This window comes from Cypionkella sp., from assembly GCF_030652235.1.
Taxonomy (GTDB): Bacteria; Pseudomonadota; Alphaproteobacteria; order Rhodobacterales; family Rhodobacteraceae; genus Cypionkella.
The window spans coordinates 61,950-81,467 of record NZ_JAUSBA010000026.1; the positions used below are offsets into that span (position 1 = coordinate 61,950).

Annotated in this window: 20 protein-coding genes; 9 read left to right on the plus strand and 11 right to left on the minus strand. The window is 61.8% G+C overall.

Annotation, left to right across the window (positions count from 1 at the left end; all coding sequences use genetic code 11):
- The first annotated feature begins 14 nt into the window (after positions 1-14).
- The 9 genes from Q7V03_RS08095 to Q7V03_RS08135 all read left to right on the plus strand — a co-directional run bounded on the left by Q7V03_RS08095 (position 15) and on the right by Q7V03_RS08135 (position 8,389).
- Positions 15-923, plus strand: coding sequence for a sugar-binding transcriptional regulator (locus Q7V03_RS08095; RefSeq protein ID WP_304925090.1), 909 nt, complete (start codon positions 15-17; stop codon positions 921-923).
- A gap of 179 nt (positions 924-1,102) precedes the next feature.
- Positions 1,103-2,086 (plus strand): ABC transporter substrate-binding protein, encoded by a 984-nt coding sequence (locus tag Q7V03_RS08100; protein WP_304925091.1) that lies wholly within the window; start codon positions 1,103-1,105, stop codon positions 2,084-2,086.
- Positions 2,087-2,215: 129 nt separating this feature from the next.
- Positions 2,216-3,268 (plus strand): ribose ABC transporter, encoded by a 1,053-nt coding sequence (locus Q7V03_RS08105; protein ID WP_304925092.1) that lies wholly within the window; start codon positions 2,216-2,218, stop codon positions 3,266-3,268.
- A gap of 1 nt (position 3,269) precedes the next feature.
- Positions 3,270-4,019 carry an ATP-binding cassette domain-containing protein gene (locus tag Q7V03_RS08110; RefSeq protein WP_304925093.1) on the plus strand — a complete coding sequence of 250 codons (750 nt, stop codon included), beginning with the start codon at positions 3,270-3,272 and terminating at the stop codon, positions 4,017-4,019.
- Between the two features lie 30 nt (positions 4,020-4,049).
- The gene (locus Q7V03_RS08115; protein ID WP_304925094.1) at positions 4,050-4,991 is read left to right on the plus strand and encodes a carbohydrate kinase family protein; all 942 of its coding nucleotides are present in this window, start codon (positions 4,050-4,052) and stop codon (positions 4,989-4,991) included.
- Positions 4,992-4,994: 3 nt separating this feature from the next.
- The gene (locus Q7V03_RS08120; RefSeq protein ID WP_304925095.1) at positions 4,995-6,071 is read left to right on the plus strand and encodes a Gfo/Idh/MocA family protein; all 1,077 of its coding nucleotides are present in this window, start codon (positions 4,995-4,997) and stop codon (positions 6,069-6,071) included.
- Entirely contained in the window at positions 6,071-6,898 is an 828-nt protein-coding gene (locus tag Q7V03_RS08125; protein WP_304925096.1) for a sugar phosphate isomerase/epimerase, read from the plus strand. Before Q7V03_RS08120 ends, Q7V03_RS08125 begins: the two co-directional genes overlap by 1 nt.
- Complete coding sequence (locus tag Q7V03_RS08130; RefSeq protein WP_304925097.1) at positions 6,898-7,716, plus strand: alpha/beta fold hydrolase; 819 nt, start codon at positions 6,898-6,900, stop codon at positions 7,714-7,716. The genes Q7V03_RS08125 and Q7V03_RS08130 overlap by 1 nt, the downstream gene beginning before the upstream one ends.
- On the plus strand, positions 7,697-8,389 hold the full coding sequence (locus Q7V03_RS08135; RefSeq protein WP_304925098.1) for a ribulose-phosphate 3-epimerase: 693 nt from the start codon (positions 7,697-7,699) through the stop codon (positions 8,387-8,389). Before Q7V03_RS08130 ends, Q7V03_RS08135 begins: the two co-directional genes overlap by 20 nt.
- Before the next feature lie 56 nt (positions 8,390-8,445).
- Here Q7V03_RS08135 and Q7V03_RS08140 read toward each other — a convergent pair whose 3' ends face one another.
- The 11 genes from Q7V03_RS08140 to Q7V03_RS08190 form a co-directional block, all read right to left on the minus strand.
- Complete coding sequence (locus Q7V03_RS08140; RefSeq protein ID WP_304925099.1) at positions 8,446-9,336, minus strand: bestrophin family protein; 891 nt, start codon at positions 9,334-9,336, stop codon at positions 8,446-8,448.
- A gap of 12 nt (positions 9,337-9,348) precedes the next feature.
- Positions 9,349-10,446: a molybdenum ABC transporter ATP-binding protein gene (modC, locus tag Q7V03_RS08145; RefSeq protein ID WP_304925100.1), complete on the minus strand. Its 1,098-nt coding sequence runs from the start codon at positions 10,444-10,446 to the stop codon at positions 9,349-9,351.
- Complete coding sequence (modB, locus tag Q7V03_RS08150; RefSeq protein WP_304925101.1) at positions 10,443-11,159, minus strand: molybdate ABC transporter permease subunit; 717 nt, start codon at positions 11,157-11,159, stop codon at positions 10,443-10,445. The genes modC and modB overlap by 4 nt, the downstream gene beginning before the upstream one ends.
- A 6-nt stretch (positions 11,160-11,165) precedes the next feature.
- Positions 11,166-11,966 carry a molybdate ABC transporter substrate-binding protein gene (modA, locus tag Q7V03_RS08155; protein ID WP_304925102.1) on the minus strand — a complete coding sequence of 267 codons (801 nt, stop codon included), beginning with the start codon at positions 11,964-11,966 and terminating at the stop codon, positions 11,166-11,168.
- A gap of 57 nt (positions 11,967-12,023) precedes the next feature.
- Positions 12,024-12,383, minus strand: coding sequence for a winged helix-turn-helix domain-containing protein (locus Q7V03_RS08160; RefSeq protein WP_304925103.1), 360 nt, complete (start codon positions 12,381-12,383; stop codon positions 12,024-12,026).
- 39 nt (positions 12,384-12,422) lie between these two features.
- The gene (locus tag Q7V03_RS08165; RefSeq protein ID WP_304925104.1) at positions 12,423-14,114 is read right to left on the minus strand and encodes a glycerol-3-phosphate dehydrogenase/oxidase; all 1,692 of its coding nucleotides are present in this window, start codon (positions 14,112-14,114) and stop codon (positions 12,423-12,425) included.
- Positions 14,111-14,899, minus strand: coding sequence for a DeoR/GlpR family DNA-binding transcription regulator (locus Q7V03_RS08170; protein WP_304925105.1), 789 nt, complete (start codon positions 14,897-14,899; stop codon positions 14,111-14,113). Before Q7V03_RS08170 ends, Q7V03_RS08165 begins: the two co-directional genes overlap by 4 nt.
- A complete protein-coding gene (locus tag Q7V03_RS08175) occupies positions 14,896-16,404 on the minus strand; it encodes an FGGY-family carbohydrate kinase (protein WP_304925106.1) in 1,509 nt (502 codons plus the stop codon). The genes Q7V03_RS08170 and Q7V03_RS08175 overlap by 4 nt, the downstream gene beginning before the upstream one ends.
- A gap of 71 nt (positions 16,405-16,475) precedes the next feature.
- Positions 16,476-17,345 (minus strand): DeoR/GlpR family DNA-binding transcription regulator, encoded by an 870-nt coding sequence (locus Q7V03_RS08180; RefSeq protein ID WP_304925107.1) that lies wholly within the window; start codon positions 17,343-17,345, stop codon positions 16,476-16,478.
- A gap of 84 nt (positions 17,346-17,429) precedes the next feature.
- Positions 17,430-18,377, minus strand: coding sequence for a D-ribose ABC transporter substrate-binding protein (locus tag Q7V03_RS08185; protein ID WP_304925108.1), 948 nt, complete (start codon positions 18,375-18,377; stop codon positions 17,430-17,432).
- Positions 18,378-18,468: 91 nt separating this feature from the next.
- Positions 18,469-19,518, minus strand: a complete 1,050-nt coding sequence (locus Q7V03_RS08190; RefSeq protein ID WP_304925109.1) for an ABC transporter permease — start codon at positions 19,516-19,518, stop codon at positions 18,469-18,471.

The window sequence follows — 19,518 nt, forward strand, 5'->3', positions numbered from 1 at the left end:
GTGAAAACCGAGCCATGCTGCACACCGTCGCCAAGCTGCATTACGAGGGGGATCTGAGCCAAGTGCAGATCGCCAAGCAGTTGGGGCTGTCGACGGCCACAATCTCGCGCCTGTTGCAACGGGCACGGGCCGAGGGAATCGTGCGCATCGAGGTGCGCGATATCCACGCGCCGGATGCGTTGGGCGGGATGCTGGCGGAACGGTTGGGGTTGAAGACCGTAGTGGCGGTGGATGCGCCGGTGGCGGCGGGGGTGCAGGCGCTGGCGGGGCCGTTGTCGCGCATGGTTGGGGCGCAAGGGTTGGGGCAAGGTTCGGTGCTGATGGTGGGCTGGGGGCGGACGGTGTCGGCGATTATCGACGGCGGTTTGCCGTCTTTGCCGGGGGTGTCGGTGGTGCCTTCGACGGGCGGGATGAGCCAGCACGCGCAGCATTTCCAGAGCAATGAGTTTTCGCGCAGGGCTGCCGAGGTGACGGGTGGGGTGCCGCATTTTATCCATGCGCCCTACTTGCCTGCGCCGGAAGCATTGGATTTCTTTCTGGCGGAACCTGCGGTGCAGGCTGCGGTGGCTTTGTGGGACCGGATTGACGTGGCGGTGGTGGGCGTGGGCCTGCCGTATGGCTTGGATCGCCCGACGCAAGGCGCGACGGATGTGGGTGACCCGGATCTGGCGGAGGCCGCGGGCGATGTGGTTCGGCATTACTTCGATGCGCAGGGCCAGATCGTGCAGTGGCGCGGCGAGGGCGCGATGATTGCGGTGTCTTGCATGCAGTTGCGCCGCGCGGGGTTGGTGATTGGCGTCGCGGTGGGCGAGGCGAAAGTGCATTCGATCATCGGCGCGGCGCGGGCGGGGCTGATCTCGGGTCTGCTCACCGATACGCGGACGGCTGAGGCGGTTCTGGATGCTTTGGCGCGGCAGGGTTAGGCTGCGATTCGGTTTCGGGCTGAAAAGCCTAAGAAAATACTTGCAGCAAAATATTTCTCTTGACGAAGGCCGTTTCGCGACGTGTTATCACCGCACTGGACGCGCCCAAAACGGGTGACACAGCCATCCGCTTTGCCGCTTGAGGAGGGGGCAAGGACGGGTATTCAGGGAGGAATAAAATGAAACGTCGTAGTTTTCTGGGCGCTGCTTCGGCACTGGCGCTGACATTCTCGATCGCCACCTCGGCCGTGGCTCAAGACAAGAAATTCACCATCGCGCTGGTGCCCGGCCTGACCACCGATGCGTTCTACATCACCATGCAAAAGGGCGCTCAGGCGGCTGCGGATGCTTTGGGCGTCGAGCTGGTGTTTCAGGGCGCACCCGATTTCAACCCGGTGACGCAGGTTCCGGTGCTGGACGCGGTGATTGCGCGCGGCCCAGATGCGATTCTGATCGCGCCGACCGACACCACCCAGTTGATCGAGCCACTGCGTAAGGCGCATGATGCGGGTATCGCGGTGATCACCGTGGATACGTTCATCGGCACTGGGATTTACCAGACCGGCGCAGGCGATGCGGATTTCCCGTTGGCCTATATTGCGTCGGACAACGTGTTGGGCGGCCGGATGGCGGCGCGGGCTTTGGCCAATGCCATCGGCGGCGAGGGCAAGGTTTTTGTATCGAACGTCAAGCCCGGCATTTCGACCACTGACCAGCGCGAAGCGGGCTTCAAGGCTGAAATGGCGGAGAATTTCCCGAAAGTCACCGTGTTGGAAACTCAATTCAACGACAATGATGCCAACAAAGCCGCCTCGCAACTGCAAGGCGTGTTTGCCCGCGATGCCGATCTGAAAGGCGTATTCGGGGCCAACCTGTTCTCGGCTTTGGGCGCGGGCACTGGCGTGCAGCAAGCGGGCCAGACCGGCAATATCAAAGTTGTGGCGTTTGACGCACCGGGCTCGATTGTCGATAACATCAGCACTGGCCTTGTTGACGTGGCGATTGCGCAGCATCCGGCAGAGATTGGCTATTTCGGCGTGGTTGCGGCCTATGCCCACCTGACCGGAAACTCGATCCCGGTCAGCATCGGCACTGGCTTTACCATCATGGACAAGTCGAACATCGCCGATCCGGAAATCGCGAAATACATCTACGCTGAGTGAGACGATTAGGGGGAGGGCAGAACCCTCCCCCATTTTACCGACCGAATTGCCGATCCAAGACGGCCCCTTCAGGCGGGCCGCTTGTTGTTGCGCAGGCCAAGCGGGTCTGCCCAAGTTTAGGAATTTCATATGACATCGCCTCCTGCTGCCACCTCCCATGTGGCCCCGCAAGCCGACCATGCCGATAAGGCGCGCACAGTGCTGCAGCGCGTGGCTGATTTGCGGGCCTGGTTGTTTCTGGCTTTTCTGATCTTCGGGTTTGAGATTTGGTCACGCTTAAGTTTTGGCGGCACTTTCCTGTTCAACCCGTTCAACATCCAGTCGATTGCGGTGTTCGCGGTGGCGCCGTTGTTGCTGGCGACCGGGCAGACCTTCGTGATCATCTCGGGCGGGATTGATCTGTCGATGGGCTTTATCATGGGGCTGGCGGCGGTGGTGGCGGCGCATGTGATCAACTGGCTGACGCCGGGTTTGGGGTTTTGGCCTGCGGTGTTGTTGGGGTCTTTGGTCGCGGTGGCGGTCTCGGCCATTCCGGGCTTTATCAACGGCTTGCTGGTGGCTTTGCTGAAGGTTCCGCCGTTTATTGGCACCTTGGGGATGTTTGGCGTGGCGCGCGGGGTGGCGTTTCTGCTGGCGGGCGGCACCACGGTTCCGGTGAAGAACGAGGTGTTCGCGGCGTTGGGCAATGGCAAGATTTACGGCGTGCCCTATATCATTCTGGTGACGGCCGTGTTCGTGCTGGTGATGCATTACCTGCTGGGGCAGACGCGGTTTGGCCAGCATAACTATGCGATTGGGGCCAATGCCCAAGCCGCACGGCGGGCTGGCATCAACATCAAATGGCATTTGCTGCGGCTGTATATCCTATCAGGGATGTGCGCGGGGCTGGCGGGAGTTTTGTACGCTGCGCGGTTCAGCGCGGGTGCTGCGCAGGCGGGTGAGCCGTTGTTGCTGGATTCGGTGGCGGCGGTGGTGATCGGCGGGGCCAGCCTGTTTGGTGGCTCGGGCACGATTTTAGGCACGGTTGCGGGCGCGTTTGTGATCGCGGTTATTCAATACGGGCTGGTGTTCATCAACGTAGCGCCGTTCTGGCAGTTTATTTCTGTCGGCGTGGTGATCATCATCTCGGTGCTGATCGACCAAGCGCAACGGCGGTTTTCGGGAGGGCGGCAAAGTGAGTGAGATGACCCCAATCGGGCAACCGCTGTTGGAAGTGCGCAACCTGTCGAAGAATTTCGGCCCGGTGCAGGCGCTGAATGATCTGACGATGATGGTGCGGGCAGGCGAAGTTGTGGCGCTGGCTGGCGACAATGGCGCGGGCAAAACCACGCTGATCAAGGCGATTTCTGGGGTGTATCAGCCCTCGTCAGGGGAGATTTTGCTGCAAGGCAAACCTGTTAGTTTTGCCTCGCCGCAAGAGGCGCGCGATATTGGGATTGAGACTATTTATCAGGATCTTGCGCTGGCTGATAACCTTACCATCGGCGCGAATATCTTTCTGGGGCGTGAGCCGATGCGCCGCGCGTTTGGGTTTTTGCCGGTGCTGGACCGCGCGAAAATGGCGGAGGCGGCGAAGTCCACCATGGCGTTGCTGGACTTCCATGTCAGCCGCCTGGATGCGCCAGTGTCGAATTTCTCGGGCGGGCAGCGGCAGGCAGTTGCGATTGGCCGCGCGGTGTATTGGAACGCGCAAATCCTGATCATGGACGAACCCACAGCGGCTTTGGGCGTGCCGGAACAGCGCAAGGTGATCCAGTTGATCCACCAGTTGAAAGCGCAGGGGCGCGGGGTGATTTTCATCTCGCACAACTTGCAGGATATCTTCGCGGTGGCCGACCGGATCGTGGTGTTGCGGCGCGGGGTGCAGGCCGGAGAGCGGCGGATTTCCGAGACGACGCATGATGAGGTCGTCAAGCTGATGGTTGGCGGCTGAATTATGGCTGCGACGTCTAAGAGGCCCATGGTGATCGGGTCCATCGGCGAGTTGCTGGTGGAGTTTGTCTGCGCGCAAAAGGATGGGCGCAACCTTGTGGCCGCGCCCTATGTCGGGCCGTTTCCTTCGGGTGCGCCGGGGATCTTCATTGACCAGGCCGCTCGGGTGGCGGCGAGTTTCGGCGGGCGGGCGGTGTTTGCCGGGGCTGTCGGGGACGATGCGTTTGGGCGGGTTGTGCTGGATCGTTTGGTTTCGGATGGCGTTGATCCGGCGCTGATCCGGGTGGTGCCGGGGGTGCCAACGGGTTCGGCTTTTGTCAGCTATAATTCCGATGGCAGCCGGGATTTCGTGTTCAACATCGCCCATTCAGCGGCGGCGCATTTGCTCGCGCTGGAGAAGATTACCGCAGGATTTCTGGTGGCGGGGATCTCGGTGCTGCATATTTCGGGCTCCATGCTGGGTGATCCTGCTATGCGGGCGGTGGGACTGGCTTTATGCGAAAGGCTTAGCGCGCAAGGGGTTGCGATCTCGATAGATCCGAATATCCGGGCAGAGTTGATCTCGGATGCAGGATATCTGAGCGCGCTCATGCGGATCATTGCGATGGCGGAATATGTGTTGCCGTCGGATGCGGATGCAGCGGTTTTGTATCCGGGGCAGGATTTTACCGATTGGTCGGAGCGGTTGTTGGCCGGGGCGGCGAAAGTGGTTGTGCTGAAACGTGGTGATCAGGGCTGTATCGGGCGCGATGCGGATGGGCAGGTGGCCCTGCGCGCGCACCCCGTGACGGTGGTCGACCCGACCGGGGCGGGTGATTGTTTTTGTGCCACTTTGGTGACGTTGCTCGCGGCGGGGCAGGCTTTGCCGCAGGCTTTGGCGTGCGCCAATGCGGCGGGGGCTTTGGCGGTGCAAAAGCTGGGGCCGATGGAGGGAAATTCTTCCTTGGCCGAAATTAATGCTGTGAAAGGATAGGCGATGCCCGTGAAACAGGACCGGTTGCTGCGGGTGGGTGTGCTGGGCTGCGGGCCGATTGCGCAGGCCGCGCATTTCGAGTCCTGCACCAAGGCGCGCAATGCCGAGCTTTATGCGATCTGCGATGTGGCGGATGATTTGCGCGACCGGATGGCGGCCACCCACGCGCCTCGGCATAGCTATAATGACTACGCCCGGATGCTGGCGGACCCTGAGCTTGAGGCGGTGGTGATTGCGACCTCAGACGCGTTTCATGTGCCTGCGGCCTTGATGGCGTTGCAGGCGGGCAAACATGTGCTCTGCGAGAAACCTTTGGCGGTCAGCATTGAGGAAGCGGAGAGTTTGCGATCTGCGGTAGTGGCTTCGGGGCTTACACTGCAAGTTGGCCATATGAAGCGCTATGACGCCGGATTGCAGGCGGCGAAGGGCTTTATTGACGGTGAAATGGGGCAAATGGTGGCGCTGAAAGCGTGGTATTGCGACAATACCCACCGCTATGCGATGACCGATGCGGTGCAGCCGTTGATGGTGACCTCGAAGAACGCGCGCAAGCCGAGTGAAAATCCGAAGGCTGATCTGGATCGCTATTACATGTTGGCGCATGGCAGCCATCTGGTTGATACGGCGCGGTATTTTGCGGGTGAGATCGTGGCGGTCGATGCGCGGTTGCTCAATCGGGCGGGCATCCGCTGCTGGTTTGTCGATGTGGAATTTGCCAGTGGCGTGCTGGGGCATCTCGATCTGACGGTGGCGGTGCGGATGGATTGGCACGAGGGGTTTCAGATTTACGGCGCGCAGGGCTCGGTGCTGGGGAAGACTTATAATCCGTGGTATTATAAGTCGTCAGAGGTGGATATTTTCAAGGAATCCGACGGTGCGACGCATAGGGTTCTGGGCGCGGATGGGCATTTCTATCGCCGCCAGATGGAGGGCTTTGCCGATACCATTCTGAAAGGAACCCCGCAGTCGGGGGCGGATATTGAGGACGGCATTGCATCCGTCCGCGCCATGGTTGCGATTGCAGTGTCGGCGCGCGAGGGGCGTCCGGTGAAACTGGCGGATGTGGCGGGGGCGCTGTGATGCGGTTGGGGATTTTCGCCAAGACCTTTGCGGGCAGTGATCCGGGCACGGTGTTGGCAGCGTCGAAGGCGGCGGGCTTTGCTTGCGTGCAGTATAATATGGCCTGCTCGGGGTTGGCGGCGATGCCGGATGCGTTGAGCGTGCAGGATGTGGCGGCGGTTTCGGCGGCGCGTGGGGCCTCGGGGGTTGCGATTGCAGCGGTGTCGGGGACGTATAACATGATCCATCCGGACCCGGCGATGCGGGCTAAGGGCTTGGCGCGGTTAGAGGTTTTGCTGCGCCATGCGGCGGCGATGGGCACGGGGATGGTGACGCTGTGTACCGGCACGCGGGACGCGACAGACCAGTGGCGGCATCATCCTGACAATGGCTCGGCAGAGGCGTGGCGGGATTTAGTGGCGGAGATGGGCAAGGCTTGTGCTTTGGCGGAACCTTTGGGGATCAAGCTGGGCATCGAGCCGGAACTGGCGAATGTGGTCGATACCGCCCCGCGGGCGCGCTTGCTGCTGGATACGTTGCAAAGTCCAGCCTTGGGAATTGTGCTGGACCCGGCGAACCTGTTTGAGGTGGCGACGCTGGCGGAGCAACGCGATTTGCTGAGCCGTTCGGTGGATTTGCTGGCGGATCGGATTGCGATGGCGCATGCCAAGGACCGCGATGCTTCGGGTCGCTTTGCCACGGCAGGCAAGGGCGTGGTGGATTTTCCACATTTTCTGGGGCGTTTGCGCGCGGCAGGCTTTGACGGCGATCTGGTGACGCATGGCTTGGCGGCGGCGGAGGCTGCGGGCGTGGCGCGTTATCTTTCCGGCGTGTTGGCGGGGCTGTGATGCAGATTTCGGCACTGCAGCGCGATGGCTTGGAACTGGCAGTTTATCGCGGTGGTGAGACGGGCCCGGCGCTGGTGTTTCAGCATGGGCTGTGCGGTGGGTCCGGGCAGATTGCTGAGGCGATGCAGGGGCTTGGCTTGCAGCGTTGGCAGGGGTTGGAGTGTCGCGGGCACGGGATGTCGCCGCTGGGGGATGAGGTTTCCATCGCCTGTTTCGCGGACGATGTGGCGGCGATGATTGAAGCGATTGGCACGCCTGTGGTCTTGGGTGGCATCTCAATGGGGGCGGCGATTGCCACACGGTTGGCGGTGACGCGGCCTGATCTGGTGCGGGCCTTGGTGCTGGTGCGACCCGCTTGGGTGGTGGAGGACGCGCCGGAAAACATGGCGCCGAACGCCGAGGTCGGGATGTTGTTGGAGGTGTTGCCGCTGGATCAGGCGCGGGCGTTTTTCGCGAGCGGTGAGACGGCGCGACGGCTGGAGATCGAGGCACCGGATAACCTTGCGTCGTTGAAAGGCTTTTTCAGTCGTAGGCCGCAGGTGGAAACTGCGCGGTTGTTGACCACGATTTCCGCCGATGGGCCGGGGATTACGGCGGATGATCTGCGCAGCCTTCGTATTCCGGCTCTGGTCTGTGGCTGCGGCGAGGACGCTATTCATCCGATGGCCCATGCGCAGGCTTTGGCTGATCTGATCCCGCAGGCGCGGCTGGTGGAACTGCCTGCGAAGGCACGCGATAAAGTAGCGCATCTGGCGGCGCTTGCCGATGCGATGACAGAATTTCTGAAGGAGATTGATGATGCCCCGCCCGCACCCTGACTGGATTTCGGCGCTGCCACGTAGCCGATTGCTTGCGGAATATTCGATGTGGTCGGCCAATTTGATCCGGCTGGCGGATGATCTGGAACGGATCACGCCGCACGCCGATATTTTGCATATCGACGTGGCGGATGGGCATTTTGCCCCCGCTTTGCTGTTCTTTCCTGATCTTGTGGCGGGGCTGCGCGCGCTCACGGCGATCCCGATCCATGTGCATCTGATGGTGGATGCTGCGGTGCTGCTTTCGCAGATTGACCAGTTTGCCGAAGCCGGGGCCGATCTGATCTCGGTGCATGTCGAAAATGCAAATGCGGGCGACGGCTTGCAGCGGATCGCGGCGCATGGACTGAAGGCGGGGATGGTTTTGCGGGTGGAAACTCCGGTGGCGAAAGCGGCGGAATGGGTCAGCCGCTTGGATATGCTGACGCTTTTGGGCACTGCGATTGGAGTGAAGGGGCAGGGGCTTGATCCGACGGCGGGGGCGCGGTTGGGGGAGGCTGCGGCATTGATTGCGGGTGCGGGTCGCCGGGTGATTTTGGCGGCGGATGGCGGGATCAGGGACACCACGGTGCCGCTGTTGCGCGGCGCGGGCGCGGAGACGGTGGTGATGGGCTCGCTGGCGTTTGGCGCGCCGGATTTGGCCGAGCGGATGCTCTGGCTGCATGGGCTGTGACGAAAACCACGAGGCCCCGGCGCAGGGCCGGGGCGGCTTGGGGAATTGGATATGCGTTAGCTGAGATGGAAATCGGTTGGCTGTAGCGGTTTCGGGGCAGGCTCGCCCAGATATGGCGCGAGGCTGATCTCGGCGGCGCGGCAGATTGCATCCAGCGGCAGGGCGTTCAGGGTGGTGCCGAAGGGATGGCTGAGTTCCTCGGTCACTTCCGCCAGCCCTAGGAAAACATAGGCTACGATGCCGACGAACAACGGTGTCAGCCAGCCGGAGGTGCCGATGAGGGCCATCGGCAGCAGCAGGCAAAACAGGTAGGTGGTGCGGTAGATCAACAGCGAATAGACGAAGGGCAACGGGGTTCCGGCGATGCGCTCGCAGCCTGCTTGTTGCAGCGCCATGCTGCCCAAGCGGGCAGTCAGGGTGCGCGCGCCGAAGCCGTCTATTTGGTTGTTGGCATAGGCTTGCGCGAGATCGGTGTTGATCCTGTTCAAGGCCGAGCAGGGCGGGTGCGGATCGGCCAGCAGTTCGGGCGACCGGGCTTGGGTTTCGGCATCATGCGTCAACCGGCGCAGCTGTGCGCGGTGCAGGTGCAGAAAAGCCAGCGATTGCCGCAGGATACGCTGGCGCAGGGTTTGGTCGGGGGCGAAGACTTCCAACTCACGCGCAAGACTGCGCAGATCAGCCAGCAGACCGCCCCACAGCTTACGGGCCTCCCACCAGCGATCATAGGCGGCGTTGTTGCGAAAGCTGAGGAACAGCGAGAGGGCGATGCCGAAGACGGTGAACGGGATGCCTTCAATATGCGGCAGCACGCCGAATTGGTGATCGAGCACCACCATAGCGGCGGCAAGTGCGATCACGCCGAGCAGAGGTAGGGCGATATGCGGCAGCACGGAGCCGCGCATCGCAAAGGCCAGCTCCCAAGCGCGGGGTTTGTCGCGGATGATCATGTGCAGCCTTCCTTATCGAGTGCCCACATCTGTTTGAGCCGCCGCGACGGATTTCACAATCGCAAACACGGTTTGGCCGGGGCAGAGCGCAAGCGCCTCGGCAGAGCGGCGGGTGATGCGGGCGAGCAGATGCTCGGGGCCAAGGCCAAGTTGGATAAGCGCGCCGTCTTCGGAGAGGCGGATTTCGGTGATCGTGGCTTGCAGGATGTTGAGGGCGGACAGGCCCTCGGGGCGTTGGCGCGCCAGGATCACGTCTTGGACGGCGATACGGATGCGCAGTTTGGTGCCGGGGGCGACGGCGATTTTTGGCAGCCAGATCGGGCCGCCGTGGGTGTGCAATTGTGTCAGGCCGTCGGAGTTTTGCGCGGTTACGGTGGCGGTGAGGACGGCCCCTGCGGCGCGGATGCCAAGGCTGGGGGCGAGATCGGGGTCAGCCAGCAGATCGGCGGCGGGGCCTGCGCGCAGGGTGCGGCCTTGGTCGAGCACGACAATGGTGGTGGCAAGGCGGGCGACCTCGGCAAGGGCGTGGCTGACGTAGAGGATCGGGATCTGGGTCTGGTCGCGCAGGGTTTCGATATAGGGCAGCAGCTCGGCTTTGCGGGCCTCATCCAAGGCGGCGAAGGGCTCGTCCATCAACAGCAGGGCGGGGTTCGACAGCAAAGCGCGCCCGATCGCCACGCGGGATTTCTCACCGCCAGAGAGGGCTGTGGGGCGGCGGTTGAGTAGGGCGTTCAGGCCCAAGAGGTCGATGATATCGTCGAAATTGGGGCCGCCGTTTTTCAGATTAGGGGTTTTTGGGGCGAACCAGCGACCGTAGGCAAGGTTCTGGCTGACGGTCAGGTGCGGGAACAGGCGGGCGTCTTGGAAGACATAGCCGAGGCGGCGGCGGTGGGGGGGCAGGTTTATCGCCGCGCGGGTGTCCAGCAGGGTGGTGTTGTCTGCGGTGATGCGGCCTTGGTCGGGGTGCAAGAGGCCTGCCACTGCATTGATCACGCTGGTTTTTCCAGAGCCGGACTTGCCGAACAAAGCGGTGAGGCCGGGCGTGGCGGTGAAATTCACCTCCAGCGTGAAGCCGGGGAACTGGTGGCTGAGGGCGACGGAGAGGCTCATGTGCCTTTGATCCTGCGGGCAACGGCGCGGCTGAGGAACTCGGACAGGATCAGCGCGAGCATTGCGACTGCAATGGAGATCAGCACCAATCGGAAGGCTTGGCTGTCGCCGCCGGGAACTTGCAGGAATGTGTAGATCGCCGAGGGCAGGGTTTGGGTTTGGCCGGGGATGTTTGAGACGAACGTAATCGTCGCGCCAAACTCGCCCATGGCTTTGGCAAAGGCCAGCACCGCGCCTGCGATGATGCCGGGCAGGATCAGCGGCAGAGTGACGGACAGGAACACCCAAAGCGGCGATGCGCCCAGCGTGCCTGCGGCTTGTTCCAGTTTCGGGTCTACTGCCTCAAACGCCATACGGATGGCGCGCACCATCAACGGGAACGCCATGACGGCGGCGGCCAGCACAGCACCTGTCCATTTGAACGCCAGCACGAGGCCGAACCACTGGTCAAGGTATTGGCCGATAAAGCCTTTACGCCCGAAGGCCAGCAGCAGCAGGTATCCGGTGACGACCGGGGGCAGGATCAAGGGCAAATGCACAAGGCCATTCACAATATGCTTGCCCCAGAAATCGCGCCGCGCCAAGAGATGCGCGGTGTAGATGCCCAAGGGCAGGCTGAGCGCGGTTGCCCAGACCGAAACGCGCAGCGACAAAGCCACTGCACGCCATTCATCGGGAGTGAACCAGTTGGCGGGGGTAAACCAGTCGGGCATCGGGCCTTATTTCAGAACGGTGAAGCCTTGGGCAGTGAACACGGCAGCACTTGCATCGCTGGATAACGCCTCCAGAAAGCTTTGCGCTGCGGGCTTTGTGCTAGCGGCGAGAACAGCGGCAGGGTAGACGATTGGTTTGTGGCTGTCGCTAGGGAAGGTGCCGATCACGCCTACCTTGTCGCCGCTTTCGTCATCGGCGATGGCATCCGAGGCGTAGACGATGCCATAGGGGGCTTCGCCTGTGGCGACCAGTGCGAGGGCGGCGCGGACGTTGTCGGATTGTGCGACATTGGCCTCGATGGAGGGCCACAGGCCAAGGCTTTCCAAGGCTTCCTTGCCGTATTCGCCTGCTGGGACGGAGTCGACGGTCGCCATCGACAGCTTGCCATCGCCCAGAAGTGCTTTCAGATCAAGGTCCCTGCTGATTTCTACCGGGGTGGTTTTGCCCGCAGCAACCAGAACCAGCGTGTTGCCAAGGATGTCTTTGCGGCTGTCCTTGTTGATCAGATTTTCATCTGACAGGGTATCCATCCACTTTTTCGACGCCGAGATGAACAGATCGGCGGGCGCGCCTTGCTCGATCTGTTTCGCCAGTTTTGCGGTACTTTCATAAGAAATTACCACTTTATTGCCGGTTTCGGCCTGCCAATCGGCGGCGATGGTATCGAGGGCATTTTTCAGGGAGGCTGCGGCAAAGACGGTGATTTCCTCGGCTTGTGCGTCTGCGGGCATTGCGAGGCTGGCGGGCAGCACAAGGCTGGCGAGCAGGGCGGCAGAGAGGGCGCTGCGGCGGGTGAAAACGGTCATGAAACCTCTGTTGATGTGTTTTATAGAACATATCGATGGCGCGGCGCGGTGCAAGCGTTATTTCTGTTCGGGAATATCGCGAAGCAGGCCTTGCAGGTCTTGCAGATGCGGCGCAGTCGCCAGTGCGGTGGCGGCCTCAGCCGCACGGTAATGGCTGATCACCGCCAGCCCGGTTGCGGTGACCTGCGCGCCGCCGCCCTTTGCGCCGCCGCGCGCGCTTGTCACCAGCGGATCGCTGAAGGCGGCGTTCATTTCTTCAACCAGCATCCAAGCGCGCTTGTAGCTCATCTCCATCGCGCGGCCTGCGGCCGAGATGGAGCCGGTGTCGCGGATACGCTCCAGCAGCGTGATCTTGCCGGGGCCGAGTTTGGTGGCGCCGAAGAAGAAGCGCAGCAGGGTATGGGGCTGGGGTTTCATGGCGCGAGCGTCTCGCCAAACCGCGCGCAATGCAAGGGGTTACGGCGTCAGGGTCTGGCGGTTGGTGCGCGCAAGCTGGGCGGTGAGTTTGGCGATTTCAGCGGTGCGACGCTGCGGCGACCAAGATTTGGCGGTGGCGATGATATCAGCGATTTGGGCGAGGTCGGCGGCGTTCAGCGCGCCGGTGACGGCGAGGGTGGTGCGGCGCAGCACGAGGTCTGACAGGTGCTCGACGGATTCAGTGCGAACGATCCAGTCGATTTCGGCATGGCTGTAGGCGGTTGCGTGGGGCAGACGGGTGGTGTCGCTGTAGGGGGATTTATGGGCAACAAGGCGGGTCAGGCTGGTGCCGTAGCGGGTGAACAACTCTGCCGCACGGGCAAGGTTCAGGCCCCCGGTGGCGGCAGCGCTGGCGATCAGCCGAGATTTGGCTGCGTTGTCAGCGGGATAGGCTTTGCCGCCACCGATGCCAAGCGCGCGGGTGGAAATGCGGCGAGGCTGGTTCAGGCGGGTCAGGCAGATGTCGGCGACTTCCTCGGCAAAGCCCCGGAAGGTGGTCCATTTGCCGCCAACCAGCGAGATGATCGGGTAGGGGCGCTCGGCGGTGGCTTCTAGCACCGGTGCGGAATGGTCGCGACTGATCAGGCCGGGGGTGGCGGCATCCGACGCAGGCAGCGGCCGGATACCGGAATAGGCGTAGATGATGTGGCTGTGATCGAAGGGAAGACCGGGCAGCAGGGCGCGCAGAGCGGTGAGGAAATAGGCGATCTCGTCATCCTCACAGCGGACGTTTTCGGGGTCGGCGGCCTTGATATCGGTCGATCCCACCAGCGCGCGGCCCAGGTAATCATAGACCAAAAGGATGCGGCCATCGTCGGCCTCGAAATAGATCATCTGGCCGTTCAGCATTTTCAAAAGCTGCGGGTGGTCGAGCAGGATATGCGAGCCCTTGGTGCCGCCGATCAGCTTGGTTTGTGCGCCCAAAGTGGCGTTGACGCGGTCAATCCACGGGCCTGCGGCGTTGATCACCAGTTTGGGCCGGATGGTGAAGGCGGTGCCATCTTCGCGGATGAAGCTGATTTCCGCGCCGTTGTGGGTGCTGATCTGGGTATAGTTCAGGGCGAGGGCATTGGGGTTGGCCACGATGCCATCGGCAAGAAGCTCCCACACCAGCCGCTCGGGACCTGCGATTTTGGCGTCGTAATAGAGGCCCGAGGCGACGATGCGCGGGGTCATTTGCGGAAATTCGGCAAGGGTTTTGGCGCGCGATTTCATCTTGTGGCGCGGCATGACATTGGCGCGGCTGCCGTAGTGATCGTAGATCGTGAGGCCGACTTTCAGCAGCAGCGCGCCCCGGCTGCGGGCGGCGGTGGTCGATCCGAACAGGGTGCGCAGCGCAGCCCAAACCCCTTTGGTCCAAGAGAAAATCGGGATCAGCGTCGGCAGCGGGGTGACGGCGTGGGCTGCATTTTTCAGCAGCAGATTGCGCTCTAGCGTCGATTGCGCCACCAGACGGAATTCGCCGGTTTCCAGATATTTCAGCCCACCGTGGATCATCCTTGAAGGTGCCGCAGAGGTGCCGCCGCCGAAATCACCCTTCTCAACGATCAGCACGCGCAGGCCTTGTTCGGCAAGGTCACGAAACAGCCCCGCGCCGTTGATGCCTGCGCCGAGGATCAGCACATCGAGGCCGTTTTCCGACAGGTCTTGCAGGCGGGTGTCGTGGTTCATAGGATATCCGTTTCGATCAGATGTAGCCGCACGCCGGCGGCTATCAAGGCGCAGGCTTCAGCGGCAGGCAGGGCCGCACCTGTCAGCACGGCGTCAAAGGCGGTGAGCGGGGCCAAGGCGTGCAGGGCAGAGCGGCCAAATTTCTCGTGGGTCAACAACAGGATACGGTTGTTGGCGGCGGCCATCATCGCTTGCTTTGCGCGGGTGACTTGGGCGTCTTGGATATAAGCCGTGCCGTTTCGCGCAGCAGAAGCCGAGCAGATCAGCACATTGGCGCGCAAGGCGGGCAAAGCGGTTTCGCAGAGATGGCCGATGAACGCGTTGTAGGTCGGGTGAAACTGGCCTCCAAGGCAGATCAGGGTGATCTCGTCAGCCCCGGTCAGGGTCTGGATCGAGGCAAGGCTGTTGGTGATCACGGTCAGCGGGGCGATTTTGGGCAGCAGAGGGGCAAGGGCGTGGCTGGTGGAAGAATCGTCGATCATCACCACTTGGCCGGGCGCGATGTAGCGCAGGGCGGCACGGGCTAGGCTGGATTTTTCGGCCGAGGCCACGGTTTGGCGGTAGCGGAACAGGCTTTCGTAGATGCCAGAGGGCAGGGCGCTGACGGATCCGTGCAGTTTGCGCAGCAGCCCCGCCGCCGCGAGTTGGTCGATATGGCGATGGATGGTCATCCGCGACACACCAAAGCGTTGCACCAGAGCGTCGATCCGGGTCTCACCTTGTTGCAGGACGTAAGCGGCAATTTCTTCGCGCCGATTTTCCTTTGCGCGGGGTTCGAGGGTCATTCGACCAAGGCCTCAATTTCGGGCCAGAGCGGGGCGATGACGTTGATGATTTTCTGGTAGAGTTGAAAGCGTTTTTCATAGCTGGCGGCGCGGGTGGGATCGGGCGTGTAGGTTTGCCCCAAAAGCGACATGTCGCGCGGGTCATGCAAGGGGGAGGCGTAGAGGCCGACGGCAGCCCCTGCGCACAAGGCAGCCCCCCAAGCAGCGGCTTCGTCGGTTTGGCTGGTGGTGACGGGCATGCCCAGAATATCGGCGAACATCTGTGCGAAAGCCGGGTTGCGGGCGACGCCGCCGGTCAGACGGGCTTCGCGCACCGGGAAGCCTGCGCGCAGGGCGTCAACGTGGGTGCGGTGGTTGAAGATGATGCCTTCCAGCACCGCGCGCAGCATATCGCCGCGCGTGTGCCAGCCGCGCAGGCCGACAAAGCTGGCGCTGACTTGCGGGCCGAAGGGCGAACCGTAGAGATAGGGATGGAATATCAAGGTGGTGGGTTTCTGGAGTGCCGCGTCAATCTCGCGCCCAAGTGTTGCGTGAATCGACTCGCCCGACGCATCAGCTTCTACCCGTTCGGCCTCACACAAAGTCTCAATAAACCAATCGTAATTCGCGGCAGAGGCGGGCGACAGCGCCATGTTGTTCCATTGGCCGGGCAGAATGGCGTTGCGGCACAGCCAGCGCGGGTCGGTGTTGGGGGTGTCTGAGACCACTTCGTTGATCGAGTAAGTGCCGGCGACGATGGCCACCACTCCTGTCGCATGGCCGCCGATGCCAAGCGCCGAAGCCGTCACATCATGCAGGCCAGCGGCAACCGGAGTGCCCGCGACAAGGCCAGTCAGTAAAGCAGCCTCGGCGGTGATATGTCCGATGATCTCGGCAGATTCGGCGATATCGGGCAGGGCGTGGGCGACGTTCTCCAGCCCGAAAAGTTGCAGCGCATCAAGGGTATAGTCTTGGGTTTGCACATCGGTGAAGGCGGTGGACGCCTCTGTGCGGTCGGTGCCGATGGAGCCCGTCAGGCAAAAGCGCAGCCAGTCTTTGCAGGCCAAAAAAGTGCCGATTTGGGCGAAACGCGCGGGCTCATTGTCGCGCACCCAAGCAAGCAGAGCTGCGGGCGAGCAGGCGGGGGGGATTTGGCCTGTCAGCTTTAGCGCTGCATCAGCACGGTCGCGCCAGCTTTCGCAGATAGCGCCAGCGCGGCCATCAAGCGACAGAATCCCGTTGCCGAGCGGGCGGCTTTCGTGGTCGAGCAGATACAGCCCATCACCATGGGCAGTGGCTGCGACGGCGACGATATCGCTGGCGGGGCGGCCCGAAAGCTGAATCGCTTCGGCGATCGCCTCGGCCGTGGCGCGCCACAGACCTTCCATATCACGTTCGACATGATGCGGGGCGGGCAAAAGCTGCGGCACGCGGCGGCGGGCGACGGCGAGTTGCTGGCCCGAGACGTCAAAGATCACCGCTTTGGTGACGGTCAATCCGTTGTCGATACCAAGAATGCTGGTCATGCCTCAGCCTTTCGCAAGTGCGAATCTGATGAAATGAACATCACATGATGAGATTATAACGGCAAGCGGTGTTACAATAATTCTAGCTCTGCACCTGCCGCGACCCGCTGCATAGCTTCGTCGGCGATCACCACGTTAATGCCTTTGGCGCGCATCCGGGCGATATGGGCGGCATCGGTCAGTTGATCGACGATCACGACATCGAACTCGGTCAGATCAGCAAAGGCGTGCAAAGCGCGGCGGCCGAATTTGGTGTGATCGGCCAAAAGAATGCGTTTTGAGGCAGACTCAAACATCGCGCGTTTGGTTTCGACCATATCGGGGGATTGGTGAAACACCATGTCCTCGGTGATCGCGGGCATTGACAGAAATAGCGTATCCGCCCGCAAGCGTTTGATTTCATTTATCGTCATCCGTCCCATGAACGCATTGCACCAGTTGTGCAACTGCCCACCGAGGCCCAACAAGGTCAGGTCACGGATGCCGTTCAGCTCGTTCATCAGGATCAGAGAATTGGTGATCGCGGTCAGCGGCACCTTGGCGGACAGGTGGGCGACCATCTGCAAAACCGTGGTGGAATCGTCGAAAAAGATCGCCTGGCCGGGTTCGACGAACTGCATCGCAGCGCTGGCAATCGCTTTTTTCTCGGCAGACTGGCGGGAAAACCGGTAGACGTCGGACGCTTCAATCAGGCTGGTGGGGGCGGCTGAGACAATTCCGCGGGCTTTGCGCAGCAGACCACGCGAGACCAGTTCATCCAGATCGCGGTGGGCGGTCATCAAAGAGATGCCGAACCGCTCGGTCAGATCCTCGATCCGCATCGAGCCTTCGGCCATTACCGCTTCGGTGATCAACTGGCGGCGGGCGAGTTGGCGGGCGTGACGGCTGTCCGAGGGCAGTTGTGCAGGTGTGAGGCCAGAGGGCGGTTTCATATCGGTCATTCTCGCCTCCCGGTCCGTGTAGCGATGCCCGCGCCGCTGTTAAAAAGCAAGAGGGCGCCATTGCCAGCGCCCTCCAACGTCAGATTATTGCGACAGGGTGAACGGGCCGGTGTATTTGTCCACGTTGTCTTTGGTGATCAGCAGGCAATCGAACAGCTGCTTTTCGGTCGCGGCACCGGTGGCCCCGGTTTTGATAAAGCTGTCGGCTTGCTTCACGGCCTCTGCCGAGAACACGGCGACGGGCTGCAACACGGTGTATTGCATCTCGCCCGCGGTGATCGCAGCAACTGCGTCTGGCGAGCCGTCAAAGCCGCCGACCTTCACGCCTTCCAGCTTGCCCGCTTCTTTCAAAGCTGCAATCGCGCCTAAAGCCATCTCGTCATTGCCAGCGATCACGCCGATGATGTCGGGGTTGGCTTGCAGGATCGACTGCATCTTGTCGTGGCCCTTGGTACGATCCCAATCGGCAACTTCCTTGGCGGCTTTCACCAGATCAGGATATTGCGTCAGCACGGTCTCATAGCCGTTCGAACGGGTGGCTGCGTTGTTGTCCGCCGGGTTGCCGAACAGTTCGGCGTAGCTGCCGGTCTCACCGACCGAAGCCACCCACTGCTGTGCGCCCATCGCGGCACCCTGTGCGTTGTTGGACACCAGCTGCGCTTTGGCGAGGCCTTCTTTGTTGATCTCGGCATTCACCAAGAACACAGGAATGCCCGCATCAACGGCCTTTTGCACTGCACCGATCGAGCCATCGGCATTTGCCGGGTCAAGGATGATCGCAACAGATTTGTTGGTGATCGCGGTGTCGATCATTGTCGATTCCGCATTGGTGTCGCCTTTATGCGCCGAAACGCTGGCGGTGTAGCCGAGGCTTTCGGCGGTGGCAGCCGCGACATCGCCTTCGGTTTTCCAATAGGGGTTCGCCGGGTCGTTAACGATGATGGTGATCAGGCCTTCGGCGAAGGATGTGCCTGCGAGCAGGGCGTTGATCGCAACAGCGGCGAGCAGCGCGCGTTTGGTCATTGTGAACATAGTCTCTCTCCCTTGGTTGATTTAGTCTTTGGTTGCCAATGACTTGGCGGGGTCTTTCCGCACCGGATAGGCCTCGTTGCGGCGAAGTGGGTTACGCCATGGCTTTCGCCTTCGGCTTGTATTGGATCGAGTTCAGCAGCACCGCCAGAACGATCACCGCACCGGTGAACACGGTCTGCCAGTAAGACGACACGCCGATGATCACCAGACCATCGGACAGAAAGCCGATTACGAACGCGCCCAGCATGGTGCCGCGAATGGTGCCGCGGCCGCCCGTCAGCGCCGCCCCGCCGATCACGACGGCGGCGATGGCGGTCAGCTCATAGGTTGTGCCAGCGGTCGGGCCAGCCGATGTGAGCTGTGAAGACAGCACAAGGCCAGCGATGGCGGCACAGATGCCCGACAAAACATAGACCGTGATCTGCACCCGCTTGACCGGCACGCCTGACAGTTCCGCCGCCCGCTCATTTCCGCCCGAGGCATAAAGCCAGCGGCCAAAGGCTGTGCGCGATAGCATCAGGCCTGCAAGGATGGCGAGGGTGGCCAGCACCACGACGCCAATCGGCACACTCCATTCGCGGCTAAAACCAAGGCGGTTGAAACCCAGCCAATCAAAGCCCTGATTGCCCAGCTCGGGTTTGCCCCCAAGATTGTTGAACGTTAAACCATTTGTCATCAGCAGCGCAACGCCGCGCGCCACATACAGCACGCCAAGCGAGGCGACAAAGGCCGGAACCTTGAACCAAGCGATCAGCACTCCGTTCACCAGCCCGACAAACCCGCCCAAAGCGCAGGTCAACAGCGCCACCGCCCAGACCGGGGGATAGAGGATGACGCCAAAGCTATCGATCTGCACGCCTTGCATCAGATAGCCCGCGATGCAGCCCGAAAGCCCCAAGGTGGACCCCACCGAAAGGTCAATCCCGCCGTTCAGGATGACCAACAGCATGCCGATCGCCAGGATGCCATAGATCGCCACATGGCTCGCCATGATCAGGAAATTCGCCAGTGAGAAGTAGTGCGGCGACAGCAGCGAGAACACCACGATGATGGCGATCAGCGCGAAGAAGGCGCGGCCTTCCAGCAGCAGTGCAATCGGGTCAAACCTTTGTTTCACGGCGGTTTTTGGGGTCGTTGACAT